This window comes from Kitasatospora sp. NPDC034035, from assembly GCF_055575755.1.
Window position 1 is genome coordinate 66,398 of sequence record NZ_JBVISA010000010.1, and the last position, 23,809, is coordinate 90,206.

At 74.1% G+C, this 23,809-nt stretch carries 20 protein-coding genes and 1 pseudogene; 11 read left to right on the forward strand and 10 right to left on the reverse strand.

The genetic code is table 11. The annotated features are described in order from the left end of the window. Window positions 1–17: 17 nt before the first annotated feature. Genes pcaH through ACZ52J_RS16395 form a run of 5 tightly spaced genes read left to right on the forward strand, consistent with a single transcriptional unit; the run spans window position 18 to window position 5,253 of the window. The gene (gene pcaH, locus ACZ52J_RS16375) at window positions 18–767 is read left to right on the forward strand and encodes a protocatechuate 3,4-dioxygenase subunit beta (protein ID WP_465619359.1); all 750 of its coding nucleotides are present in this window, start codon (window positions 18–20) and stop codon (window positions 765–767) included. Then, a complete protein-coding gene (gene pcaG, locus ACZ52J_RS16380; protein ID WP_465619361.1) occupies window positions 767–1,435 on the forward strand; it encodes a protocatechuate 3,4-dioxygenase subunit alpha in 669 nt (222 codons plus the stop codon). The genes pcaH and pcaG overlap by 1 nt, the downstream gene beginning before the upstream one ends. Beyond that, window positions 1,422–2,855: a 3-carboxy-cis,cis-muconate cycloisomerase gene (pcaB, locus tag ACZ52J_RS16385; RefSeq protein ID WP_465619363.1), complete on the forward strand. Its 1,434-nt coding sequence runs from the start codon at window positions 1,422–1,424 to the stop codon at window positions 2,853–2,855. Before pcaG ends, pcaB begins: the two co-directional genes overlap by 14 nt. Next, complete coding sequence (gene pcaDC / locus ACZ52J_RS16390; RefSeq protein ID WP_465619365.1) at window positions 2,852–4,042, forward strand: bifunctional 3-oxoadipate enol-lactonase/4-carboxymuconolactone decarboxylase PcaDC; 1,191 nt, start codon at window positions 2,852–2,854, stop codon at window positions 4,040–4,042. Before pcaB ends, pcaDC begins: the two co-directional genes overlap by 4 nt. A 35-nt stretch (window positions 4,043–4,077) precedes the next feature. Beyond that, a complete protein-coding gene (locus tag ACZ52J_RS16395) occupies window positions 4,078–5,253 on the forward strand; it encodes a 4-hydroxybenzoate 3-monooxygenase (RefSeq protein WP_465619367.1) in 1,176 nt (391 codons plus the stop codon). Window positions 5,254–5,323: 70 nt separating this feature from the next. Here ACZ52J_RS16395 and ACZ52J_RS16400 read toward each other — a convergent pair whose 3' ends face one another. The 4 genes and pseudogenes from ACZ52J_RS16400 to ACZ52J_RS16415 all read right to left on the reverse strand — a co-directional run bounded on the left by ACZ52J_RS16400 (window position 5,324) and on the right by ACZ52J_RS16415 (window position 9,188). Beyond that, window positions 5,324–5,782, reverse strand: a complete 459-nt coding sequence (locus tag ACZ52J_RS16400; RefSeq protein ID WP_465619369.1) for a MaoC family dehydratase — start codon at window positions 5,780–5,782, stop codon at window positions 5,324–5,326. Window positions 5,783–5,825: 43 nt separating this feature from the next. Continuing rightward, window positions 5,826–7,333 (reverse strand): annotated as a pseudogene (locus ACZ52J_RS16405) (acyl-CoA synthetase). 8 nt (window positions 7,334–7,341) lie between these two features. Beyond that, the gene (locus tag ACZ52J_RS16410; RefSeq protein ID WP_465619661.1) at window positions 7,342–8,223 is read right to left on the reverse strand and encodes an amidohydrolase family protein; all 882 of its coding nucleotides are present in this window, start codon (window positions 8,221–8,223) and stop codon (window positions 7,342–7,344) included. Between the two features lie 44 nt (window positions 8,224–8,267). Continuing rightward, on the reverse strand, window positions 8,268–9,188 hold the full coding sequence (locus tag ACZ52J_RS16415; protein ID WP_465619371.1) for an SDR family oxidoreductase: 921 nt from the start codon (window positions 9,186–9,188) through the stop codon (window positions 8,268–8,270). Between the two features lie 224 nt (window positions 9,189–9,412). Between ACZ52J_RS16415 and ACZ52J_RS16420 the strand changes: the two genes are divergently transcribed. Then, window positions 9,413–10,270 (forward strand): PaaX family transcriptional regulator, encoded by an 858-nt coding sequence (locus ACZ52J_RS16420; RefSeq protein ID WP_465619373.1) that lies wholly within the window; start codon window positions 9,413–9,415, stop codon window positions 10,268–10,270. Window positions 10,271–10,397: 127 nt separating this feature from the next. Continuing rightward, window positions 10,398–11,795 carry an NAD(P)/FAD-dependent oxidoreductase gene (locus tag ACZ52J_RS16425; protein WP_465619375.1) on the forward strand — a complete coding sequence of 466 codons (1,398 nt, stop codon included), beginning with the start codon at window positions 10,398–10,400 and terminating at the stop codon, window positions 11,793–11,795. Window positions 11,796–11,838: 43 nt separating this feature from the next. Here the strand turns inward: ACZ52J_RS16425 and ACZ52J_RS16430 are convergent, their stop codons facing one another. Further along, entirely contained in the window at window positions 11,839–14,481 is a 2,643-nt protein-coding gene (locus ACZ52J_RS16430; protein ID WP_465619377.1) for a SpoIIE family protein phosphatase, read from the reverse strand. Between the two features lie 740 nt (window positions 14,482–15,221). Between ACZ52J_RS16430 and ACZ52J_RS16435 the strand changes: the two genes are divergently transcribed. Together ACZ52J_RS16435 and ACZ52J_RS16440 are read left to right on the forward strand one after the other, a co-directional pair. Then, window positions 15,222–16,724 (forward strand): FAD-binding oxidoreductase, encoded by a 1,503-nt coding sequence (locus tag ACZ52J_RS16435; protein ID WP_465619379.1) that lies wholly within the window; start codon window positions 15,222–15,224, stop codon window positions 16,722–16,724. A gap of 218 nt (window positions 16,725–16,942) precedes the next feature. After that, the gene (locus tag ACZ52J_RS16440) at window positions 16,943–17,680 is read left to right on the forward strand and encodes an SDR family oxidoreductase (protein ID WP_465619381.1); all 738 of its coding nucleotides are present in this window, start codon (window positions 16,943–16,945) and stop codon (window positions 17,678–17,680) included. 153 nt (window positions 17,681–17,833) lie between these two features. Here ACZ52J_RS16440 and ACZ52J_RS16445 read toward each other — a convergent pair whose 3' ends face one another. After that, window positions 17,834–18,370, reverse strand: a complete 537-nt coding sequence (locus ACZ52J_RS16445) for a MarR family winged helix-turn-helix transcriptional regulator (RefSeq protein WP_465619383.1) — start codon at window positions 18,368–18,370, stop codon at window positions 17,834–17,836. A 73-nt stretch (window positions 18,371–18,443) separates the two neighbouring features. On the opposite strand from ACZ52J_RS16445, the gene ACZ52J_RS16450 reads away from it, so the two are divergent. Together ACZ52J_RS16450 and ACZ52J_RS16455 are read left to right on the forward strand one after the other, a co-directional pair. Next, window positions 18,444–19,703, forward strand: a complete 1,260-nt coding sequence (locus tag ACZ52J_RS16450; protein ID WP_465619385.1) for an MFS transporter — start codon at window positions 18,444–18,446, stop codon at window positions 19,701–19,703. A gap of 234 nt (window positions 19,704–19,937) precedes the next feature. After that, complete coding sequence (locus ACZ52J_RS16455; RefSeq protein WP_465619387.1) at window positions 19,938–20,423, forward strand: helix-turn-helix domain-containing protein; 486 nt, start codon at window positions 19,938–19,940, stop codon at window positions 20,421–20,423. A gap of 105 nt (window positions 20,424–20,528) precedes the next feature. On the opposite strand, the gene ACZ52J_RS16460 is transcribed toward ACZ52J_RS16455, so the two are convergent. From ACZ52J_RS16460 to ACZ52J_RS16475, 4 genes are all read right to left on the reverse strand, one after another. Next, on the reverse strand, window positions 20,529–21,131 hold the full coding sequence (locus tag ACZ52J_RS16460; protein WP_465619389.1) for a ClpP family protease: 603 nt from the start codon (window positions 21,129–21,131) through the stop codon (window positions 20,529–20,531). Between the two features lies 1 nt (window position 21,132). Beyond that, window positions 21,133–21,771: an ATP-dependent Clp protease proteolytic subunit gene (locus ACZ52J_RS16465; protein WP_465619391.1), complete on the reverse strand. Its 639-nt coding sequence runs from the start codon at window positions 21,769–21,771 to the stop codon at window positions 21,133–21,135. A gap of 169 nt (window positions 21,772–21,940) precedes the next feature. Beyond that, window positions 21,941–22,600, reverse strand: a complete 660-nt coding sequence (locus tag ACZ52J_RS16470; RefSeq protein ID WP_465619393.1) for a lysophospholipid acyltransferase family protein — start codon at window positions 22,598–22,600, stop codon at window positions 21,941–21,943. A 130-nt stretch (window positions 22,601–22,730) separates the two neighbouring features. Next, window positions 22,731–23,549 (reverse strand): maleylpyruvate isomerase family mycothiol-dependent enzyme, encoded by an 819-nt coding sequence (locus ACZ52J_RS16475; RefSeq protein WP_465619395.1) that lies wholly within the window; start codon window positions 23,547–23,549, stop codon window positions 22,731–22,733. Window positions 23,550–23,809: the final 260 nt, after the last annotated feature.

Sequence of the window (23,809 nt, forward strand, 5' to 3'; positions counted from 1 at the left end):
CACGAAGGGAATCCGGTATGACCCCCACCCCCACCCAGCACGAGATCTCCGCGAAGATCGCCGCCCGCGCCGAGGCCGCCCGCAGCGCCGCCCACCACCCCGACCGCGACTACCCGCCCTACCGCAGCAGCGCCCTGCGCCACCCCCGGCAGCCGCTCGTCCCGGTCCACGACCCGGAGGCGGTCGAGCTGTCCGGCCCGGCCTTCGGCCGCACCGACGTCACCGACCTCGACCACGACCTGACCCGGCAGCACACCGGCGAACCGCTCGGCGAGCGGATCACCGTCACCGGCCGGGTCCTCGAGCGCACCGGACGGCCCGTCACCGGCCAGCTGGTGGAGATCTGGCAGGCCAACGCGGCCGGCCGCTACGCCCACCAGCGCGACCAGCACCCGGCGCCGCTGGACCCCAACTTCACCGGCGTCGGGCGCTGCCTGACCGACGACCGGGGCCGCTACCGGTTCACCACCGTGAAGCCGGGCGCCTACCCGTGGGGCAACCACACCAACGCCTGGCGCCCCGCGCACATCCACTTCTCCCTGTTCGGCACCGCGTTCACCCAGCGCCTGGTCACCCAGCTCTACTTCCCGGGCGATCCGCTGCTGCCGTACGACCCGATCCTGCAGTCCGTCACCGACTCCGACGGCCGCGCCCGCCTGGTCGCCGCGTACGACCACGAGCTGTCCGTCCCCGAGTGGTCGCTCGGCTACCGCTGGGACATCGTCCTGGACGGGCCGGGCGCCACCCGGTTCGAGGAAGGCCGCTGATGCCCTCGCCCCAGCACCCGACACCGCAGCACCCGACGCCACAGCACCCGACGCCACAGATCCCCCCGCAGCAGAGCCACGCGCCGCAGATCCCCCTGCAGCCGGGCCACGCGCTCCACCCGACCCCCTCCCAGACCGTCGGCCCGTTCTACGGCTACGCGCTGCCCTTCCCCGGCGGCCCCGAGCCCGCGCCCGCCGGACACCCCGAGGCGCTGACCCTCCACGGCACGGTGTACGACGGCGCGGGCGAGCCGATCCCCGACGCACTGCTGGAGCTCTGGCAGCCCGCCCCGGACGGCAGCCGCACCGGCGCCCCCGGCTCGCTGCGCCGCGACCCGACCAGCGGCGGCTTCGCCGGGCGCGACGGGGTGACCTTCACCGGTTTCGCCCGGGTCGCCACCGACGCCGACGGGCGGTGGGCCGTCCGCACCCTGCCGCCCGGCGGGGTGCCGTACCTGTCGCTGTGCGTCTTCGCGCGCGGCCTGCTGCACCACCTGTACACCCGGATCTACCTGCCCGGGCCCGCATCCGCTGCCGACCCACTGCTGGCCGCGCTCGCCCCCGAGCGCCGCCCCACCCTGCTCGCCCGCGAGACGGCCCCGCGCGCCTACCGCTTCGACGTCCGGCTGCAGGGGCCCGAGGAGACGGTCTTCCTTGACTTCCACTGAGACTTCCACTGGGACTTCCACTGCCCCCTCCGCCGACACCCCCTCGGCCGACACCCCCTCGGCTCCCGACGGCGCCGACCTCGGCCTGCTCTCCCCCGTCCGGGCCGGTACGGCGGTCGAGGCGGCCACCGGCGACCGGGCCTTCCTGCGCGCGCTGCTGGACGCCGAGGCCGCCCTGACCCGTGCCCAGGCCGGCCTCGGCCAGGCCCCGGCGGCGGCCGCCGAGGCCGTGACGGCCGCCGCCGCCCACGTTGAGCGCTTCGACCCGCACAGCCTCGCACTCCGCGCCCGGGCCGGCGGCAACCCGGTGATCCCGCTGGTCGCCGACCTCACCGCGGCCGTACCCGCCGAGGCGGCCCCGTACGTCCACCGGGGTGCGACCAGCCAGGACGTCCTGGACACCGCCACCATGCTGGTCGCCGCCCGCTGCCTCCCGGTGATCACCGCCGACCTGCACCGGACCGCCGATGCTCTCGGCCGGCTCGCCGCCGAACACCGGCTGACCCCGATGGCCGGCCGCACGCTCACCCAGCACGCCGTCCCGACCACCTTTGGGCTCAAGGCGGCGGGCTGGCGCAGCCTCGTGCTGGACGCCGCCGACCGGCTCGCCGCCGTCCGGCTGCCCGCCCAACTCGGCGGCGCGGCCGGCACCCTGGCGGCCTTCGACGCCCCGGACGGGATCGCCCTGATCGCCACCTACGCCCGCGAACTCGGCCTGACCGAACCGCAGTTGCCCTGGCACACGCTGCGCACCCCGATCGCCGACCTGGCCGCCGCGCTGGCCTTCACCACCGGCGCGCTCGGCAAACTCGCCGCCGACGTCCTGGTGCTGAGCCGCACCGAGATCGGCGAACTCGCCGAGGGCCGGGGCGGCGGATCCTCCGCGATGCCGCACAAGGCCAACCCGGTGGCGGCCACCCTGATCGCCTCGGCCGCCCGGCAGGCCCCGGCCCTGGCCGCCGTCCTGCTCGGTGCACTCGTCGCGGAGGACGAACGCCCGGCCGGCGCCTGGCACGCCGAGTGGCAGCCGCTGCGCGAACTGCTCCGGCTGACCGGGGGCGCGGCCGACCGGGCCGCCGAACTCTGCGGCGGCCTCCGGGTGTTCGCCGACCGGATGGGCGACAACCTCCGCCTCACCCGGGGCCTGGTGGTCAGCGAACGCCTGACCGGCGAACTCGGCGCGGTCATCGGCCGCGGCCCGGCCCGGCACCTGGTGGAGCGCGCCGCCCGCCGGGCCGCCGAGGAGGAGTCGAACCTCGCCGAGGTCCTGGCGAAGGAAGCCGCCCTGGACGGCCTGATCACCGCCGACCGGCTGCGCGAGCTGACCGACCCCGCCCACTACCTCGGGGCCGCCGGCCCGCTCGTCGACCGCGCACTGCTGCGCCGTCCCGCTCCCCCCGCCCAGGAGAACCCCTCGTGACCGCACCCCTGCACCACCGGATCGACGGCCCCCCGGACGCCCCGGTGCTGTTCCTCGGCCCCTCGCTCGGCACCTCGCTGGCCGTCTGGGAGGCCCAACTGCCCGTGCTGTCCCGCCACCACCGGGTGATCCGCTTCGACCTGCCCGGCCACGGCGGCACCCCCGCCGGGATCCTGCCCGACCTGCGCGCCACCACCGTCGCGGACCTGGCCGACCTCGTCCTCGCCCTCGCCGACCACCTCGGCGTACGGCGCTTCGGCTACGCGGGTCTCTCGCTCGGCGGCGCGATCGGTGCCCACCTGGCCGTCCACCGCCCCGAGCGGGTCACCGCGCTCGCCCTGGTCTGCTCCTCGGCCCGCTTCGGCCCGGCCGACGGCTGGCGCGAACGCGCCGAACTCGTCCGCGCCAAGGGCACCGAGGCACTCGCCGCGACCGCACCCGGCCGGTGGTTCACCCCCGCCTTCGCCGGCTCACCGGCCGCCGCCGCGCAGGTCGCGGACCTCTGCCGCGCGGCCCGCAGCGGCTACGCCGCCTGCTGCGAGGCACTCGCCGCGTACGACCTGCGCGCCGAACTCGCCCGGATCACCGCGCCGACCCTGGTGATCGGCGGCCGCCGCGACCCGGCCACGCCACCGGCCCACGCCCGCGAACTCGCCGACGGCATCCCCGACGCCGGCCTGCTGGAACTCGCCGACGCCTCCCACCTCGCGCCCGTCGAACAGCCGCAGGCCGTCCTCACCGCCCTGCTCGGCCACTTCAGCACCCCCGGCGACGACCAGTCCCGGCACCGCGCGGGCACCGCCGTACGCCGCCAGGTCCTTGGGGACGCCCATGTGGACCGCGCCGCCGCCCGGACCACCGACTTCACCGCCGGGTTCCAGGACTTCATCACCCGCTACGCCTGGGGCGAGATCTGGACCCGCCCCGGCCTCGACCGCCGCACCCGCAGCTGCGTCACGCTCACCGCCCTCACCGCCCGCGGCCATCTGGAGGAGCTGGCACTGCACGTCCGCGCCGCCGTCCGCAACGGCCTCACCCCCGAGGAGATCGGCGAGGTGCTGCTGCAGACCGCCGTCTACTGCGGGGTGCCGGCCGCCAACGCGGCCTTCGCCACCGCCCAGCGCGTCCTCGCGGACCTCACGGACCTCACGGACCTCGGGCATCTCGCCGACTCCGCCGACCACTGACGCCCCTGACCGACACCACCGGAAGGCACACCCGCATGCGCACCAGCGTCGGCATCATCGGCGCCGGCCCGGCCGGCCTCCTGCTCTCCCACCTGCTGCACACCCAGGGCATCGACAACGTCGTCCTGGAACTGCGCGACCGCGCCTACGTCGAGCGCCGTCAGCGCGCCGGCATCCTCGAACAGGCCACCGTCGACGTCCTGCGCTCCTCCGGCGCCGGCGAGCGGATGGACCGCCAGGGCCTGCCGCACCACGGCATCGAGCTGCGCTTCGACCGTCGCTCCCACCGGATCGACTTCCCCTCGCTCGCGGACGGCCGGTCCGTGATGGTCTACGCCCAGACGGAGGTGGTCAAGGACCTCATCGCGCTGCGCGAGGCGGCCGGCGGCACCGTGCTGTTCGAGGCCGAGGCCCTCTCCGTCGACGGCGTCGACACCGCCGCGCCCGGCATCCGCTACCGGCACGACGGCGCCGAACACACCCTGGGCTGCGAGCTGGTGGTCGCCTGCGACGGCTTCCACGGCATCGGCCGCCGCGCGATGCCCGAGGGCCTGCTGACGGTCAGCGAGCGGACGTACCCGTTCTCCTGGCTCGGCATCCTGGCCGACGTCCCGCCCTCCTGCGAGGAGTTGATCTACGCGCACCACGAGCGCGGCTTCGCCCTGCACAGCATGCGCTCCCCGCAGGTCAGCCGGCTCTACCTGCAGGTCGACCCGGACGACACGGTGGAGAACTGGCCGGACGCGCGGATCTGGGACGAGCTGGACACCCGATTCGCGGTCGACGGCGACTGGCGGCTCGCCCGCGGCCCGATCACCGAGAAGTCCGTCACCCCGATGCGCAGCTTCGTCGCCGAACCCCTGCGCCACGGCCGGCTGTTCCTGACCGGCGACGCCGCCCACATCGTCCCGCCCACCGGCGCCAAGGGCCTCAACCTGGCCGTCGCGGACGTCACCCTGCTCGCCCGGGCGATCGGCCGCTGGTCCCTGGACCGGGACGAGTCGCTGCTCGACGCCTACTCGGAGACGGCGCTGCGCCGGGTCTGGCGCGCCGAGCACTTCTCGTACACCATGACCACCCTGCTCCACCCGGCCCCCGGCGAGAGCGAGTTCGACCGCCGGCTCCGGCTCTCCCACCTGCGCTACCTGGCCTCCTCCCCGGCCGGCTCCGCCTCGCTGGCGGAGAACTACGTCGGGCTGCCGCTGGTCTGACGCGAGTACCCCGAAGGGGGCGGCTGCTGTCGACAGCAGCCGCCCCCTTCGGGGTTCTCCGGAACGAGGCTCAGGCGTAGAAGCGGTAGACCGCCTGGGCGACGCACGCGGGCTTGGCGGAACCGTCGATCTCCACGGTGAGGTCGACCACGACCTCCACGCCGCCGCCCTTGACGTCCTCCACCGAGACGACGGCGCCGTGCGCGCGGATCTTCGCGCCGACCGGCACCGGCGCGGGGAAACGGACCTTGTTGAGGCCGTAGTTGACGGCCATCGAGACGCCCTCGACCACCAGCAGCTCGCTCCAGAGCGGGATGAGCAGCGAGAGGGTGAGGTAGCCGTGCGCGATGGTGCCGCCGAACGGGCCGGTCCTGGCCCGTTCGACGTCGGTGTGGATCCACTGGTGGTCGTCGGTGGCGTCGGCGAACAGGTCGACGCGCGGCTGCGCGATCTCGCGCCAGGCGGTGTGGCCGAGGTCGGCGCCGGCCTGGGCCCTGATCTCCTCGATGCCGTGGACGGTGGTGGACATACGGGCGCTCCTCGTCGGTCGTGCGGACGGTGCAAGGGGTCGGTCAGTCGGAGAACTGCGCCCGGATCGGGCCCTTGAGCAGCTTTCCGGTGGCGTTGCGCGGCAGTTCGGGCGCGAGGACGACGGACTTCGGGATCTTGTAGCGGGCCAGCCGCCCGTCCAGGTGGGCGAGCAGGTCGGCGGGTTCGACGGCGGCGTCCTCGCGCAGGACCACCACGGCCCGTCCGACCTCGCCCCAGACCGGGTGGGCGACCCCGATGACGGCGCACTCGGCGACGGCCGGGTGTTCCAGCAGGGCGTCCTCCACCTCGGCCGGGTAGATGTTCTCCCCGCCCGAGATGATCATGTCCTTGACCCGGTCGACCAGGCGGACGTAGCCCTCGGCGTCGGCCACCGCGACATCACCGGAGCGGAACCAGCCGCCCTCGTGGAAGGCCTCCGCCGTGGCGTCGGGCAGGTTCCAGTACCCGGGGGTCACGTTGGGCCCGGCGACCAGCACCTCGCCCTCCGTGCCCGGCTCGGTCTCCTCGCCGAGCGGGTCCACCACGCGGACCTCGGTGAAGAAGTGCGGCACCCCGGCCGTACCGGCGTGGGCCTGCGCGTCGGCGCGGTGCAGGATCAGCGCGCCGGGCGAGGCCTCCGTCATGCCGTAGCCCTGGACGAAGGCAAGCCCGCGGTCGAGGTAGGCGCGCGCGGTGCGGGCCGGCACGGGTGCGCCGCCGCACAGCAGGTTCCGCAGGCTGGACAGGTCGGCCCGCGCCCAGCCGGGGGCGGCGGCCACCGCGTCGTACATGGTCGGTACGCCGAACATGCAGGTGACGCGGTGGCGTTCGACCAGTTCCAGGGTGCGGGTGGCGTCGAAGGTCGACTCCAGGACGACCGTGCCGCCCTTGAGCAGCACCGGCAGGCAGCTCATGTTGAGCGCACCGTGTGGAACAGCGGCGCGCTGACCAGGGCCACCTCGTCGCTCGCGAGGTCGGTGTCGACCAGCACGTTGAGGCTGTTCCAGAGGATGTTGCCGTGGGTGAGGACGGCTCCCTTGGCCCGGCCGGTGGTGCCCGAGGTGTACATGATCAGGCAGGGGTCGTCCGGGCCGACCTCCTCGTCGATCGGCTCCCGGGGCGCGGCTGCGAGCAGCTGCTCGTACGCCTCACCCTCCGCCTGCCAGATCTCGGCCCCGTCGGCCAACAGGCGTACGACCCCGCCGTCCTGACGTATCGTCAGGAGAATTACGCTGCCCGAGTCGGCCAGCTGGTACCGGAGTTCGGGCGCCGCGAGACGGGTGTTGAGCGGCACGAAGACGGCGCCCAGCAGGCCGGCGGCGAACAGGGTCTCCAGGTATGCCGGGTGGTTCGGGCCGAGGAAGGCCACCCGGTCGCCGCGCCGGACGCCCGCCTGGCGCAGCGCGTGCGCCAGGCGGGTGCACCGCTCGTGCAGCCGGGCGTAGTCGACGGCCGCCCCCTCGTGGACCAGCGCGGTGCGCCGGGGCGAGCGGCGGGCGCGGCGACCGGGCCAGGAGCCGATGCCCTGGTTCCACGCGGGTGCGCGCATGGGCTCCCTCACTTCCCGTCGGGGCCGACCGACAGGCCGAGCAGCCGCGCCGCGTTCTCCTTGAGGATCTTCGGGCGGACCTCGTCCTTGATCGGCAGCTCGGCGAAGTCGGCGAGCCAGCGGTCCGGGGAGATCAGCGGGTAGTCGGAGCCGAACAGCACCTTGTCCTTGAGCAGGCTGTTGGCGTACCGGACGAGCTGCGGCGGGAAGTACTTCGGCGACCAGCCGGACAGGTCGATGTACACCTGCGGCTTGTGGGTGGCCACCGCCAACGCCTCGTCCTGCCAGGGGAAGGACGGGTGGGCGAGGATGATCGGCATCCCGGGGAAGTCGGCGGCGACGTCGTCCACGTCCATCGGGTTGGAGTACTTCAGCCGGATGCCGCCGCCCCCGGGCGCGCCCGCGCCGATCCCGGTCTGACCGGTGTGGAAGACGGCGATCGCGCCGGCCTCCTCGATCGCCTCGTACAGCGGGTAGGCGAGCCGGTCGTTGGGGTGGAAGGCCTGGATGTTCGGGTGGAACTTGAAGCCCCTCACCCCGAACTCCCGGACCAGGCGGCGGATCTGGCGCACCACGGCCTTCCCCTTGTACGGGTCGACCCCGGCGAAGGGGATGATCACGTCGGGGTGCTCCAGCGCGGCCTCGGCGATCTCCTCGTTCGGAACCGGCGGGGTGCCGGTGGCGGACTCGGCGTCGACGGTGAAGACGACGCAGGCCATCCTCCGCTCGCGGTAGTGGGCGGCGATCTCCGGCAGGGTGGGGTGGCGGTGCTCGGCCTTGAAGTAGGCCCCCGCGGCGCCGTCCAGTTCGGCCGACAGGGAGGCCGCGCCCTTCGCGGAGACCTCGGCGTGGGTGTGGACGTCGATCGCCACGAGGTCGTCGAGGTTCATCGCGGCGCCGTTCGGCTCGGCTCCCGTCACGGCTGCGGTGCCCGTCACAGCTGCGGGGCCGGGATGCCGTAGGTCTGCTGCACCCGGCCGACCGAGACCGGCCAGGCGGCGGCGATCGCCTCCGCGCTCCAGCCGCCGTCGGCGTAGGCCACCGCGACCTCCTCCGGGTGCGACCACAGGGCCAGCTTGTCGCCGCCGACGCCGACGCACTGGCCGGTGATCCCGGCGGAGGCCTCGGAGGCGAGGAAGGCGACCAGACCGGCGACGTCCTCGGGGGTGCCGAAGCCCTCGCCCTTGCGCAGGCTGTCCGGGAAGGGCGTGCCGTGCTGCTCCAGCGCCTCGATGTGCGGGGCGAAGACGGGGATGGTCTTGGTCATGGCGGTCGCGGCGACCGGGATGACGGCGTTGGCGGTGATGCCGGCCCGGGCCAGTTCCATCGCCCAGGTGCGCACCATGGCGGCGATCCCGGCCTTGGCGGCGGCGTAGTTGGTCTGGCCGAAGTTGCCGCGCTGCCCGGCCGGGGAGCCGGCGACGATGATCCGGCCGCCCTCGCCCTGCTCGCGCATCCGCTCGACGGCGGCGCGCACGCAGGTGAAGGTGCCGCGCAGGTGCACCCGGACGACGGTGTCGAAGTCCTCGTCGGTCATCTTCCAGAGCACCTTGTCCCGCAGCACGCCGGCGTTGGTGACCATCGCGTCCAGTCGCCCGAAGTGCTCGACCGCGCACGCGACCAGTGCCTCGGCGGCTTCGGCGGTGCCGACCGGCACGGCCAGCGAGGCGGCCCGGCCGCCGGCGTCGGCGATCAGCTCGACAGCGTCAGCGGCGGCCTGCGGGTCGACGTCGTTGACGACCACGGCCGCTCCGGCGGCGGCCAGCGCCCTGGCGTAGGCGAGGCCGAGCCCGCGTCCGCTGCCGGTGACGACGGCCACCTTGCCGGAGAGGTCGATGCGGTCCCTGCGATCCATGGGGAAGTCCTTTCGCCCGGCCGGGGCGGAGGCGCGTGTTCGCGACCAGGCATCGCCACCGGCGGCTGCTGAAGAAAGTAGGCATAATTCTGTCGACGGTCAACAGACTGCCGAACATTGCCGCTGACTACGCTGTTGCCCCGACCCGCCCGACCCTGCCCTGACCCTGCCCGACACCCACCCGATGCCCGCCCCATCCCCGTCCGGACTCCAGGAGGAAGACCGTGCCCGCCGACCAGGACACCGCTGCGCCGCGACCGCAGTCCCTGATGCTGAGCTTCTTCGGCATCCACGTGCTCGGCCGGGACATCGCCCTGTCCTCCGGGAGCGTGATCGACGCCTTCGCCCGGGTCCACATCAGCGAGGAGGCCGTCCGCTCGACCCTCACCCGCATGGTGGGCCGGGGCCTGCTGGAGCGTCACCGCCGGGGGCGAAAAATGTACTTCGCCCTGACCGGGCGCGCCAAGGCCGTGCTCACCGACGGCCAGGACCGGATCTGGCGCACCGGCGCCGTCAACCGGGCCTGGGACGGCAGCTGGACGGTCGTCGGCTTCTCGCTCCCCGACGCCTGGCGCCGCGAGCGCCACGACCTGCGCTCCCGGCTGGTCTGGGGCGGGTTCGCACCGCTGCAGAGCGGGCTCTGGACGGCGCCCGGCGAGGTCGACGTGGCCGCCCTGGTCGACGGGCTCGGACTGGAGGGCCACCTGCGGGTCTTCCACGGCCGGGCCGCCGCCCCCACCGACGCCGCCGACCTGCTCGCCGCCTTCGACGTCCCGGCCATCGCGGCCCGCTACCGCGCTTTCCTCGACCGCTGGCACGACCCCGAGGCCGGCGACCCCGCCGAGACCCACCTGCCCGAGGTCCAGCTGCCCGAGGACCGCCTGGCCCGCCAGCTGCTGCTGCACACCGACTGGCTGGACGTGGTCCGGGGCGATCCGCACCTGCCGGCCGAGCACCTGCCCGCCGACTGGCCCGCCGAGGCGGCCGAGCAGCTGTTCCACACCCTCGCGCACCGCTACCAGCCGGACGCCGAGGCGATCGCCGCCGAGATCCTGGACCGGATCGAGATCACGGCCGCCTGAGGCTCACGCCCGCTCCAGCCTTATGTCAACAGCCTTATGTCAACGCCATTGACGTTATGCGCGACGCGGCGGTCTGATGGCGGCATCCGGAGGCCCGACCCTCCATGCACCGAAGGAGCCGCCCGCCATGGCCGACCCCGTCCGCGCCCTCCAGGACGCCCAGCCCGTACCGTTCTGGCTCGACGACCCCGACCGGCCGTCGGCTGCGTCCGCCCTGGTCGGGGACGTACGGTGCGACCTGCTCGTGGTCGGCGGCGGCTACAGCGGCCTGTGGACCGCGCTCATCGCCAAGGAGCGCGACCCCTCGCTCGACGTCGTCCTCATCGAGGCGCAGGAGACCGGCTGGGCCGCCTCCGGCCGCAACGGCGGCTTCTGCGAGGCCAGCCTCACCCACGGCCTCGCCAACGGGCACCAGCGCTGGCCCGACGAACTCCACACGCTCGAACGGCTCGGCGCCGCGAACCTCCAGGCCATGGAGGACACCGTCAAGCGCTACGGCATCGACTGCCACTGGGAGCGCACCGGCTCCCTCACCGTCGCCACCGAGCCCTACCAGGTCGACGGCCTGCGGGAGTTCGCCGACCTCGCCGCCCGCTACGGCAGCCGGCTCGACGTCCTCGACCGCGAGGCCGTCCGCGCCGAGATCGACTCCCCCACCTTCCTCGGCGGCCTCCGCGACCGCGACGGCGTCGCCATGCTCAACCCCGCCCGCCTCGCCTGGGGGCTCCGGCGGGCCTGCCTCGACCAGGGCGTGCGCATCCACGAGCACACCCGGGCGACCGGCCTCACCGGCTCCCCGCGCGGAATCACCGTCCGCACCCCGTACGGCCGCGTCGGCGCCCGCCGTGTCGCGCTCGCCACCAACGCCTTTCCCTCCCTGCTGCGCCGCCACCGCCCGTACACCGTGCCGGTCTACGACTACGCGCTGATGACCGAGCCGCTGACCGAACAGCAGCTCGGCTCGGTCGGCTGGCAGGGCCGCCAGGGCTTCTCCGACAGCGCCAACCACTTCCACTACGTCCGGCTCTCCGCCGACAACCGCATCCTGTTCGGCGGCTACGACGTCGTCCACCAGTACCGCAGCCGGGTGCGCGCCGAACGCGACCAGCGCCCGGAGACCTTCGCCACCCTCGCCCGGCACTTCTTCCGGACCTTCCCGCAGCTGGAAGGCGTCCGGTTCAGCCACGCCTGGGGCGGCGCGATCGACACCTGCACCCGGTTCAGCGCCTTCTTCGACCTCTCCCACGACGGCCGGGTCGCCTACGCCGCCGGCTACACCGGCCTGGGCGTCGGCGCCACCCGCTTCGGCGCCGAGGTGATGCTCGACCTCCTGGACGGCGCCCGCACCGAACGCACCGCGCTGCAGCTGGTCCGCCGCAAGCCGCTGCCCTTCCCACCCGAGCCCGCCCGCTCGATCGGCATCGGCATCACCCAGCGGGCCCTCACCCGCGCCGACGCCAACGCCGGCCACCGCAACCTCTGGCTGCGCACCCTCGACCGCGTCGGCCTCGGCTTCGACTCCTGAACGCCCCTCCCGACATCGTCCACCAGCCGCGCCGGCCCGTCCCTCAGGTCCGCGGCAGGAACTGCTCGGCCCAGATGATCTTTCCCTCCGGGGTGTACCGGACGCCCCAGCGTTCGGTGAGCCGGGCGACGAGGAACAGGCCGCGGCCGCCCTCGTCCTCCTCGACCGCGTAGCGCAGGTGCGGGGCGGTGCTGCTGGTGTCGGAGACCTCGCAGATCAGCGTGCGGTCGCACAGCAGCCGCACCCTGATCGGTCCGGTCCCGTAGCGGATGGCATTGGTCACCAGTTCGCTGAGCACCAGTTCGGTGACGAACACGGCCTCGTCCAGGCCCCACGCGACGAGCCGTCGGGTGGCCTCGGCCCGGGCCTCGGCCACCGCCTCCGGAGCCGAGGCCACCTCCCACTCGGTGGTCCGGTCGGGGTCCAGCACGCGGGTGCGGGCGACGAGGAGGGCGATGTCGTCGGTCTGGCGGACGGGCAGCAGGGCCTCGAGCACGGCCTCGCAGACCTCCTCGGGCGACCGGCCCGGGCGGGCCAGGGCGGCCGTGAGGACCTCCAGGCCGACACCGATGTCGCGGGTGCGGTCCTCGACCAGGCCGTCCGTGTAGAGGATCAGGCTGCTGCCCTGCGGCAGACTCACCTCCGCGGCTTCGAAGGGCATCCCTCCCACCCCGAGCGGCGGACCGGCGGGAAGGTCGAGGAGCTCCACCGTGCCGTCCGGTCGGACGACGGCGGGCGGGGGATGTCCCGCCCGGGCCAGCGCGCAGCCGGCGGTGCTGGGGTCGTAGATCGCGTAGAGGCAGGTGGCGCCGGTGATCGCGAGCTCACCCCCGGCTGCCGCCGCCTCCTGGTCGATGTGGGCGACCAGTTCGTCCAGGTGTCCGAGCAGCTCGTCCGGCGGCAGGTCGAGGGTGGAGAAGGTCTGGACGGCGGTGCGCAGGCGGCCCATGGTCGCGGCGGCGTGCATGCCGTGGCCGACCACGTCGCCGACGACGAGCGCGACGCGGGCACCCGGCAGCGGGATGACGTCGAACCAGTCGCCGCCGACCCCCGCCTGGGCGGGCAGGTAGCGGTGGGCGACGTCGAGGGCGCTCTGCTCGGGCAACGCGCGCGGCAGCAGGCTGTGCTGCAGGGTGACGGCCATCGTGTGCTCGCGCGTGAAGCGGCGGGCGTTGTCGACGGACACGGCGGCCCGGGCGGCCAGCTCCTCGGCCAGGGACAGGTCCTCCTCCTCGAACGGGCCCCTGCCCCGGCCACGCCAGAAGCAGGCGATGCCCGTGAGCACACCCCGCGCCGTCAGCGGAACGGCGATCAGCGACGCCAGACCGAACTCCAGCACCGCCTGCGTGCGCTCGGCATCCTGCCGGCGCCACCCGGCATCGGTCGCCAGCTCGGGGACCAGCGCGGATCGCCCGCTGACGAAGCCCGCCGCCTGCGGGGTACTGCCCGCCCACCGGACCAGCGTCCCCTGGGGGTACAGCGGCGAATCGTCCCGGAGGCCCGTGACCGCCACCCGCCGCAGCTCCACCGTCGAGCCGACCGCCAGGGTCCGCGGTTCCTCGCCGCGCAGGACCTCCTCGGCGAGGTCGACGGTGACGTAGTCGCAGAATTCCCGAGCCGCCAGCCCGGCGAGCTCCTCCGCGGTGCGCCGGACGTCCAGGGTGGTACCGATGGCCATGCTCGCGTCGTACAGCAACCTGAGCCGGGCGCGGGCGACCTCGGCCTTCCCGGCGAGGGCGCGCAGTTCGGTGGAGTCACGCAGGGTGGTCACGCTGCCGGGCGGGCCGGGCGGGCCGCCGCCGGCGGCGATGGGGCGGTTGTTGACGGCCAGCAGCCGGTCGCCCACGAGGAGCACCTCGTCGGTGACCGCACTGTCGGAGAGCAGCAGTCCGGTCGTCCGCGGGTCGAGACCGAGGTCCGTGACGGCACGTCCCTCGGCATCGGGGGGCAGGTCCAGCAGTCGGCCGGCCTCGTCGTTGGCGAGCAGGACCCGGCCGTCGCCGCTGACGATGGCCACGCCCTCGCGCACCGCGTGCAGGACCGCGTCGTGGTGCTCGTACATCCGGGTCATCTCCTCCGGCCCCAGACCGTGGGTCTGGCGCAGGAGCCGCCGGCCCACCAGCGCCGTTCCGGCCGTGGCCAGGCCGAGCGCGACGGCGCCGGCACCCAGGACGACCGGGAGCTGGCGGTCGAACGCACTGCTCACGTTGGCGACCTTCATCCCGGAGGAGACGATGCCGACGACCGCACCGTGATCGTCCTCCACCGGGACCACCACCTGGTACTCCAGGCCGAGCGGGCCGTGCACCTGCTCGACGGTGACCCGGCCCTGCAGCGACGGCCCGATCGTGCCGACGAACTTCTTGCCGATCTGCTCCGGCTCGGGGTGGGTGTAGCGGATGCCGTTCCGGTCGGTCACCACGATGAAGTCGACGTGGGCCTCCTTGCGGGCCGCTTCGGTCAGCGGCTGGAGCACCGCGCTGGGATCGGGGCCCTGCATCGTCGCCACCAGGCCGGGGCCGTGGGCGAAGGCCTGGGCAGCGGCGAGCGAGCGGTCACGCGCCGCGTCGAACCGGTCGCTGCGGGACTGGATCAGCAGCGCGACGACGGCCGCCACCACGAGCAACAGCACGATCAGCACCTGCAGGACGAACATCTGCCCGGCGACACTCCGGATGCTCATCATCGACCGCAGGCGCTGCGGCGACGGCCCCCACGGCAGCGGGCGTGAGTCTCGCCGCCCACGACGGCTTTCGGATCGGCGCGGGGGCGGCCGGAGAGGGCGGCCCGTGGTTCTGGCCATACGCCCATAGTCCCGCGCGGAACGCTGGACCAGGACACCACGGCACCCCCGATCGCGGCCCGGCCGGCACCGTACGTCCCGTCGCGTCCGCCGACACGACCGAGCCGGGGCGCCCGATGACACCGCTGCTACGTCGGCATCACCGGCCCCGTAGCCACCCCGCCGTTGGACGGACGCGCCCGAAACCGGTCGCCCGCTGGACGGTTGTCAGGTCTGGAGCGGAAGCTCGGCGGGCATATCACCGACATCTGGCGACGGGCCCGGCTGAAACTCCCCCACGAGTTCAACCGGGCCCCAGCCGGCCACCGGGCCTGGGCGCGACTCCCCCCACGGAGCAGCGGCTGGGCCCGCATGCTGTTCAACCAGCGACACGCAGCGTACATGCCATCTCTACCCAGCGCTACCTCGGACGGCCGATCACCTCAGCACGGCCGGAACCATGCGCCTTCGATGCCCCCGATGCCACCCACGGCCCGACGGCTGACGATCGGCGAGGGGGTGCCGGCGCCTCCCGCTCGCCGGTGCGTCGGAAGGCGCAGTCCGGCGGGCCCGCTCGTAGCGCCTGCGTGACGATCGGCAGGACGGCACCCCCGTGCGCCGGCCACCCCGGAGAAGGGCGCGCCATGACCATCGACCGACGACGCTTCCTCACCACCCTCGGCGCCGCCGCCATGGTGACGGCCGGCGCCACTCCCGCCCGCGCGCCGGCCGCCTTCCCGGCCCGGTCCCGGGTCTGGGCGGACGCACCCCCGGACTGGCGGGCGCTGCGGGACCGCCTGGGCAGTCGGCTGGTGCTCCCGGCCGACCCCGGGTACGGGACCGCCCGGCTCGGCTACAACAAGCTGAACGACGGTCAGCTCCCGACCGCCGTGGCGCAGTGCGTGTCGGCCGACGACGTGCGGGCCTGCTTGGACGTGGCGCGCGGGCACGGGATCCCGATCGCGGCCCGCAGCGGCGGCCACGGGTACCTCGGCTACAGCATCCCCGCCCAGGGCCTGGTGATCGACCTCCGCGGGATGGCCGACGTCCGGGTGCACCCCGACGGCACCGCCGAGGTCGGCGCCGGCGCCCGCCTCATCGAGGTGTACGCGGCGCTCGCCCAGGCGGGCCGGCTGCTCCCGGGCGGCAGCTGCCCGACCGTCGGGGTCAGCGGCCTGACCCTCGGCGGCGGCATCGGCGTGCTGACCCGCAAGTACGGGCTCACCTGCGACCGGCTGGCCGCCGCCGACATGGTGACCGCCGACTCGCGCCTGCTCACCGCCTCCCCCGCCCAGGAGCCCGACCTGTACTGGGCGCTGCGCGGCGGCGGTGGCGGCAACTTCGGAGTGGTCACCCGGTTCAGCTTCGCCACCGCCCCCGCGCCCGGCCTGACCGTCTTCGTGCTCGGCTTCCCGGCCGGCTCGGTGACCCAGGTGCTCGGGGCCTGGCAGCAGTGGGTGGCCGGGGCCCCGTTCGAACTCTGGGCCAGCTGCCAGATCTCCGGCGGCTCCCCGCCCACCTGCCGGATCGTCGGCTGCTACGTGGGCGATCCCGACGGCGCCGACGTCCTGCTCGACCGCCTGGTGAAGGCGGCCGGCACCACCCCGAGCTCGCGCACCGTCTCCCCCAAGGACTACCTGGGCGCGATGAAGTTCATGGCGGGCTGCTCGAACGACACCATCGCCCAGTGCCACCCCACCTGGGAGGGCGGCGTCCTGCCCCGGGCCGGCTTCGTCGCGGTCTCCCGGATGCTGGGCCCGGCACCGCTGGATCCGGCGAAGGTCACGGCGCTGATGGCCGGCCGCCCCGGCGTCGACCTGCTGCTCGACTCCCTCGGCGGCGCCGTCGGCGAACTCGCCCCCGGAGCCACCGCCTTCCCCCACCGCGACTCGCTCGCCAGCGCCCAGGTCTACGCCAGTGCCACGCCGCTCAGCGAGGACCGGGTCCGCGCCACCGTGGACACGATCCGCGACGGACTGGCCGGGCTCGGCGCGCACGGTGCGTACGTCAACTACATCGACAACACGCTGCCGGACTGGGGCAACGCCTACTACGGCAGGAACCTGACCCGCCTGAAGGACGTGGCCCACCACTACGACCCGGACGGCGTCTTCGCCTTTCCCCAGTCCGTGACAGCCAGTCCGTGACAGCCGGTCCGCACCCGCCGGCCGATCTTGTTCCTTTCGCGTCGTGCGTCAGCGCGTAGTGGGCGGCGGGCGGCAGGCGGCCCGAGCTGCCGTCGGTCATCTCGCCCGATTGCAAAATGGGGACCTCTCCACTTAACGTGAGGTCAAGTGGAGGGCTCCCCATTTTGTGCTATGGGTCGCCCTTCCGGCTGCTCACCTGCGGAAAGGAACAAGTGCCCATGTCGGGAATCGAAGGCAAGGTCGTGGCGATCACCGGAGCCAGCAGCGGCATCGGAGCGGCGACGGCGATCCATCTCGCCGGGAGAGGGGCCCGGCTCGTGCTCGGGGCGCGACGCCAGGACCGGCTGGACGCGGTCGTGGCGCAGATCGCGGCGCAGGGCGGCAGCGCCGTCGGGACCGTCGTCGACGTGACGCGCCGCGAGGACCTGCGGCGCCTGACGGACACGGCGCTCGACCGGTACGGCCGGCTCGACGTGCTGGTCTCCAACGCCGGCACCATGGCGGTGTCCCCGTTCGACGAGCTGCGTCAGGACGACTGGGACGCCATGGTCGCCACCCACATCACCGGCCTGCTCAACGGGATCGCGGCGGCGCTGCCCGTCTTCCGGGAACAGCGCTCCGGCCAGTTCGTCAACATCGCCTCCACCGCGGCCTACGTCGTCAAGTCCCCCCAGGCCGTCTACGCGGCGACCAAGACGGCGGTGAAGGTCCTGACCGAGGGCCTGCGGCAGGAATCGGGGCCCGACCTGCGCGTCACCCTCGTCTCACCGGGCTTCACCGACACCGAGGGCGTGGGCAAGGGAGCCAGTCCCGAAGCGGCGGCCGCGCTGGCCCGGCAGCGCGACGAGATCGCCATGCCGCCCTCCGCCGTCGCCTCCGCGATCGGCTACGCCATCGAACAGCCCGAGGGCGTCGACGTCAGTGAGATCGTCGTCCGGCCCACGGTGCAGGCCTGACACCCGGGCAGGACACCCGGGCAGGACGCCCGGACAGAACGCCCGGACAGAACGCCCGGGCGTATGCCGGATCGCCGCCACCGTCGGGCCCGAGGGCGTCCGTTAGCGCTCACAAGGCCACCGTGGCGGACGGCGGGTGGATTGGTGCCGGCTTCAGTCGTCCAGGGAGGTCAGCAGTTCGCGCAGCAGGTCGTTGAGTTGGGCGGCCCGTTCGGGGCCGAGGGCGTCCACGGCGCGGCGCTGGACGGCGAGGCCGGCGGTCACCGCGCCGTCGATGGTGGAGCGGCCCTCGGGAGTGAGGCTGATCCGCAGGCCGCGGCGGTCGTTCGGGTCGGGGGAACGGGTGACCAGGCCGGCCCGCTCCAGCTTGTCCAGGCGGCCGGTCATGCCGCCCGTGGTCAGCATCAGGGTGGCGGTCAGCTCGCGCGGCGAGAGCGAGAACGGCTCACCGGCCCGGCGCAGGGTGGCCAGCACGTCGAACTCGCCGCGCCCGATGCCGAACGGGGCGTACGCGCGCTCCATGCGATCGCCCATGCCGCGCGCGAGCCGGTAGATCCGCCCGAAGGCCTCCATGGCCTGCAGGCTCTCCCCCAGGTCGGGCCGCTCCTGGCGCCACTGGGCGGCGATCGCGTCCACCGGGTCGGCGGTGGTGGGGCGCGGGTTCGGGGCGGAATCTGCGGTGCTCGTCATGGGTTCAGTGTGGCACAAGATTGCTTGTCACAAAGAAGCTTGACTTTAACTAGCTTACTGCTAAGTTACTTACATGCTTTCAAAAAGGAGCCCGGGCTTCCCCGGCGAACGCAGCCTGATGGCGGCCCTGGCCATCGACGCCCTCGGCAACGGCATGTACGTGCCCTTCAGCCTGGTCTTCTTCGGCCACGTCACCGGCCTGCCGTTGGCCGTCATCGGCCTGGTGCTCACCGCCACCGGCCTGCTGGCGATGGTCGCGCTCCCGCTCGTCGGCACCGCCGTCGACCGGTTCGGCGCCCGCCGCATGCAGATCGCCCTCCACCTGATCCGGGCCGCCGGATTCGCCGTCTACCCCTTCGCCTCGGCCCTGCCCGCCTTCGTCGCCGTCACCCTGGTCACCGCCGTGGCGACCCGCGGCTACCCCGCCGTCCAGCAGGCCAGGATCGGCGAACTCGCCTCCGGCACCAGCCTGGAGCGCATCAACGCCCTCGGCCGCAGCCTCGCCAACGCCGGCCTCGGCGCCGGCAGCATGCTCGCCGCCCTGCTGGTCGGCCTGGCCGGCGACGGCGGCTACACCGTCGCCGCACTGCTCAACGCCGCCAGCTTCCTGGCCGCCGCCGCCCTGGTCCGCCGCGTCCCGGACCGCAGCGCCGAGGCCGTCGACAGCCCCGCCCCGCGCGACACCGGACAGGTCGGCTACCGCGCGGTCCTGGCCGACCGGCCGTTCCTCGGCCTGGCCACCGCCAACCTGCTGATCTCCCTCGGCTACGCCTCGCTCGCGGTACTGCTCCCGGTGTACGTGACCGGTGTCCTGCACGCCTCCGCCGCGCTGCCCGGCCTCGCCTTCGCCGTCAACACCGTGCTCTGCGCCGCCCTCGGCGTCCCCGCCGGGCTCGCCGTCCGCCGGTTCACCACCCGCAACCGGGCCGCCGCCACCGGCGCCGCGCTGTTCGCCGCCGGATTCCTCGCCCAGGCGCTGCTGGTGCCCGCCGCCGGACGCTTCACCACCGCCGGCCTGCTGGCCGTGGTGGTCGTGATCACCCTCGGCGAGATCGTCCACAACCCCGCCGCCTCGGCCCTGGTCACCGCCACCGCCCCGGCCGCCGTCCGCGGCCGGTACATGGCCACCTACCAGCTCTCCTGGTCGCTCTCCGCGGCGCTCGCCCCCTCCCTGCTCACCGGCCTGCTGGCCCTCGACAACCGGCTGCCCTGGCTGGTGCTCGCCGCCACCGCACTGGCCGGAGCCGGCCTCCTGCTCCGCCTGGAGCGCCGACTGCCGGCCCAGGCCGTCCGTCCCGAGCCGCAGAAGGCCGCTCTGACCACCGCAGCCTGAAGCACCGCGAGCCCCAGCACCGCAAGCCCCGCACGCCGAACCCACAGAGGAGACGGCGGTCGGGGCGGCGGCGCGTTCCCGCTTGACGGCCACTCACCATGGCACCCGGCCTGCCGATGGACCCGAATCCTGGGCGCAGCGGCCGGGAGGAGTTCCCCCACCGCTTCCCGAGGCTTCACCCAGGGCAGAACGCCGCTCCCTTCCCCCGGCGCCCCGAATCCCTAGGCTGAAGGGGTGAGCACTCATGCGCCGAACGAAGCCCGCGTCATCCCCCTGCGCCCGCAGGCCTCGCCGCCCGTTTCCGGTGGGGCGACCCGCTCCCCGCAACGACCGGCCGGAACTCCCCGGGCACCCCTGACACCCGCGCCTAAGGAACCCCTGTGGCGCGACCTCGTCGGCGATGCGCTGCGGCGCGAGCGGCTCGCGCAGGAGCGCACGCTGAAGGACGTCGCGGAGGCGGCCCGGATCTCGGTGCCGTACCTGTCGGAGCTGGAGCGCGGACGCAAGGAGGCCTCCTCCGAGGTGCTCGCGGCCGCCGCCCGGGCCCTCGGGCTCGGTCTCGCCGACCTGCTCTCGCTCGCCCAGGACGAACTGGCCCGGTACGCCCCGAGCCCGGTGGGCCGGAGCCGGGTGAGCCAGAGTCAGGTGAGCCGGAGCCAGGTGGGTCGCGGCCGTACGTTGCCGACGGCGCGGTACGACGGCCTCTGCCTCGCCGCCTGACCGAACCGGAGGCCGGCACGACAGCGGGCACGACGGCCGGTACGACGGCCGGTACGGCGGGGCGCCCCACCGCCCCACCGCCGCACCGGCCACGGCCGCGCGCAGTCAGCCGAACGCGTGCCGTCGGCTCAGTACCTCGTCGGCGATCCCGTAGGAGACGGCCTCCTCGGCGGTGAGCACCTTGTCCCGGTCCATGTCCGCGCGCAGCGTCGCCACGTCGTGCTGCGTGTGCCGGGACAGGACCTCCTCCACCTGCGAGCGGATGCGGACCATCTCCTTGGCCGCGAGGCTGAGGTCGGAGACCGTCCCCTGCCGACCGCCGCTGGCCGGCTGGCCGAGCAGCACCCGCGCGTGCTGGAGCACGAACCGTCGCCCGGGATCTCCCCCGGCCAGCAGCACCGCCGCCGTCGACGCCGCCTGGCCGACGCAGAAGGTGGAGATCGGCGCCTGCACGAAGGTCATCGTGTCGTAGATCGCCATCAGCGAAGTGAACGATCCCCCGGGCGAGTTGAGGTAGATCGAGACCTCGCGCTCCGGGTTCTCCGACTCCAGGTGCAGGAGTTGCGCGATGACCACATTGGCGACCCCGTCGTCGATCTCGGTGCCGAGGAAGATGATCCGCTCGTTCAGCAGCCGGCTGAAGACGTCGTAGGACCGCTCGCCCTGGGCGGTCCGCTCGATCACGTAGGGAACCGTGTACGACCCCATGTCACAGCCCCATCCGTCGGCGCGACGCGGCCGGGCGGATGTCGGCGAACGACTCCACCACCCGGTCGACGATCCCGTACTCCCTGGCCTGCCCGGCCGTGAACCAGCGGTCCCGGTCGCCGTCCCGCGCGATCGTCTCCTCGCTCTGCCCGGTGTGCTCGGCGGTGATCCGCTCGATGGCCTTCTTGGTGAACTGCAGGTTCTCCGCCTGGATCTCGATGTCCGCGGCGGTGCCGCCGATGCCCGCCGAGGGCTGGTGCATCATGATCCGCGCGTTCGGCAGCGCGAACCGCTTGCCGGACGCCCCCACGGTCAGCAGGAACTGGCCCATGCTGGCGGCGAACCCCATCGCCAGGGTCGAGACGTCGTTCGGGATGAGCCGCATGGTGTCGTAGATGGCGAGGCCCGCGGTGACCGACCCGCCGGGGCTGTTGATGTACAGGCAGATGTCGGTGCGCGGGTCCTCCGCCGACAGCAGCAGCAGCTGCGCGCACACCCGGTTGGCCGACACGTCGTCGACCTGGGTGCCGAGGAGGACGATCCGCTGGGCGAGCAGCTGACCCGCGAGATGGTCGTCGAAGGGGCTGGGCGGGGTGCCGCCCTCGTCCGCGCGGGGCGGGAGCGAGGTGAGTGGAGTCATCAGGTCTCCTTGTCGAGGCGGGGATGCCGTCGGCTCCACTCTTGCCCCGGGGAGGTCCCCGAACGTGGTTTCTCTGCCCACCGCAGATTCGCCACCGGCAGAGCCGACGGCTCAGCCGTTCTCGTGCGGCGGCCGGAAGAACGCCCGAGCCCGTTCGACCGGCGTGACCTCACTCCTGGCCGTCTCGTCCACCACGTCGCCGCTCCGCGGTGCGCCAGGCCGCGGTGACGGCGCGGTGGGCGGTGGCCGTCGCCTCGGTGATGTCGCCCTCCAGGTGGACCGGGGCGCCGAGGTGGACGTACAGGACGGGGCGCCGCAGCGGGGCGGTGGCGAACCCGGCGAGCTGCTTGGCGGTGCTGCCCGAGCTCAGGCGGCGGGCGCCGCACTGGCCGAGCGGCACCACCGGGGCGCCGCTCGCCGCCGCGAGCCGGGCCAGGCCGGTGCGGAAGGCGCCGGGCTCCGCGTCACGGGAGTCCCGGTGCTTCGGCAGGCCGCCCTCGCCGTAGATCAGCACGACCCGGCCGGCCGCGAGCGCCGCCGCGGCCGAGTCGAGGGCTTCGGCCGCCCGGGCCGTCCCGCGATGGACCGGGATGTGGCCGCCGGCCCGCAGCACTCCGCCGAGCACGGGCACCCGCCACAGCCCGGCGGTCGCCATCACGACCGGCTCGGTGCCCAGCCGGCGCAGTGCGGCCAGCACCACGCCCGGGTCGGCGAGCGAACTGTGGTTGGCCGCGACGATGCTGCCCGGGGCGACCGGGCCCGCCACCTCGCAGGTGACGGTCAGACGACCGAGGACGGGCACCAGTGCGCTGGCGATCCGGCTGAGCATGGGCGGGTTCCTTCGTGGCCTTCGGCGAAGTGGTTCCGCCATCCTCTCGGAGCCCGCCGCCCGGCCGCCTGAGTAGCGGTACTCAGACCGGGCCGGGTACGGGTCGGCGCTGCAGGCCCGCCGGCCGTGCTCAGGGAGCGGCGAACAGCCCGGGGAAGGCCGGGGCCAGCCACGGCCGGCGGCCCCAGGCGAGCACCTTGCCCCGGGTGAGGGCGGCGGTCGCGGTGCAGCGGCCCAGCGCGATGAGGAGGAACGCCACGGGCTCGATGAGGATCGTGCAGTCCGGGCGCCGCGGTGGCTCCTGGCTCACCACGGCGGCGCCAGCCGTGAAGGTCACCGTGAACCCGCCCAGGCCGCGCACCCGCAGCCGGTAGCAGGCGTGGTGGCCGGCCGCGGCGCGGGCGTCCACCACCCACGGCATGGCCGCCCGCAGGAACGGCATCGTCAGGTGGACGCGGTGCCGGTCGATCGGGTGCGGCCGCCGCAGGGCGACGGCGATGTCGTAGAGGTGGCCCAGCATGTGGGTCAGCAGGTAGGCGCCGAGGGTGTCCAGGTCCATCGGGCCGAGCGGGGTCAGCACCGGCTCGGTGCCGGCCCGCGGGCCGGCTGCCGCCGTGAACTCCCTTGCCCACCGGGCGATCTCCCCCGCGAGCACGCCCGGGTCCCGCTCCGGCCGCGCGGCCAGCGAGGCCGCGTTCGCCGCGGCCAGCGAGCCCGGGGTGCCGTCCCCGTAGCGCCGTTCCCTGCCGGCGGCCAGTGCCGCCATCAGCTCGTTGGCCATCGCCAGGTGGGCGGCGGCCTCGGCGACCGTCCACTCGGCGCCGGGTATCGGGGTGTCGCCACGGCAGCCGGCGAGCAGGGCGACGGCATCGTCTCCGACGGCGGTGACCGCCTCGAAGAGCGCGCTGCGCGCGGCGCCGAGGCGGTGCTCAGGGAGCGGGATGGTCATGGTGGTGAACACTGGCCGACTCCCGCACGGCTGTCCAGACATCGCGAGCACGTCGCCACCGCCGAGCCGGAGCGCCATGCTCACCAGCCACCGGACTGGCTGGGCGTCAACTACCACGCGCCCGCCGTCGTCTCCGCGACCGCCGAGCGCACCGCCCCCGCTCCCGAGAGGGGCGCGAGGGGCCGCGAGGCGGCCGAAATTGCGCGCGGCCGGGAATCGGCGCCCCCTTACCGAGGTAATGCCGCAGACAGCTGCCCGGC

What these genes read in the sequence shown, in the direction of transcription:
- pcaH (WP_465619359.1), top strand. Translation starts at nt 18, where the DNA reads ATGACCCCCACCCCCACCCAGCACGAGATCTCCGCGAAGATCGCCGCC.
- pcaG (WP_465619361.1), top strand. Translation starts at nt 767, where the DNA reads ATGCCCTCGCCCCAGCACCCGACACCGCAGCACCCGACGCCACAGCAC.
- ACZ52J_RS16395 (WP_465619367.1), top strand. Translation starts at nt 4,078, where the DNA reads ATGCGCACCAGCGTCGGCATCATCGGCGCCGGCCCGGCCGGCCTCCTG.
- ACZ52J_RS16400 (WP_465619369.1), bottom strand. Translation starts at nt 5,782, where the DNA reads ATGTCCACCACCGTCCACGGCATCGAGGAGATCAGGGCCCAGGCCGGC.
- ACZ52J_RS16410 (WP_465619661.1), bottom strand. Translation starts at nt 8,223, where the DNA reads ATGAACCTCGACGACCTCGTGGCGATCGACGTCCACACCCACGCCGAG.
- ACZ52J_RS16415 (WP_465619371.1), bottom strand. Translation starts at nt 9,188, where the DNA reads ATGGATCGCAGGGACCGCATCGACCTCTCCGGCAAGGTGGCCGTCGTC.
- ACZ52J_RS16425 (WP_465619375.1), top strand. Translation starts at nt 10,398, where the DNA reads ATGGCCGACCCCGTCCGCGCCCTCCAGGACGCCCAGCCCGTACCGTTC.
- ACZ52J_RS16430 (WP_465619377.1), bottom strand. Translation starts at nt 14,481, where the DNA reads ATGATGAGCATCCGGAGTGTCGCCGGGCAGATGTTCGTCCTGCAGGTG.
- ACZ52J_RS16435 (WP_465619379.1), top strand. Translation starts at nt 15,222, where the DNA reads ATGACCATCGACCGACGACGCTTCCTCACCACCCTCGGCGCCGCCGCC.
- ACZ52J_RS16440 (WP_465619381.1), top strand. Translation starts at nt 16,943, where the DNA reads ATGTCGGGAATCGAAGGCAAGGTCGTGGCGATCACCGGAGCCAGCAGC.
- ACZ52J_RS16445 (WP_465619383.1), bottom strand. Translation starts at nt 18,370, where the DNA reads ATGACGAGCACCGCAGATTCCGCCCCGAACCCGCGCCCCACCACCGCC.
- ACZ52J_RS16450 (WP_465619385.1), top strand. Translation starts at nt 18,444, where the DNA reads ATGCTTTCAAAAAGGAGCCCGGGCTTCCCCGGCGAACGCAGCCTGATG.
- ACZ52J_RS16460 (WP_465619389.1), bottom strand. Translation starts at nt 21,131, where the DNA reads ATGGGGTCGTACACGGTTCCCTACGTGATCGAGCGGACCGCCCAGGGC.
- ACZ52J_RS16465 (WP_465619391.1), bottom strand. Translation starts at nt 21,771, where the DNA reads ATGACTCCACTCACCTCGCTCCCGCCCCGCGCGGACGAGGGCGGCACC.
- ACZ52J_RS16470 (WP_465619393.1), bottom strand. Translation starts at nt 22,600, where the DNA reads ATGCTCAGCCGGATCGCCAGCGCACTGGTGCCCGTCCTCGGTCGTCTG.
- ACZ52J_RS16475 (WP_465619395.1), bottom strand. Translation starts at nt 23,549, where the DNA reads ATGACCATCCCGCTCCCTGAGCACCGCCTCGGCGCCGCGCGCAGCGCG.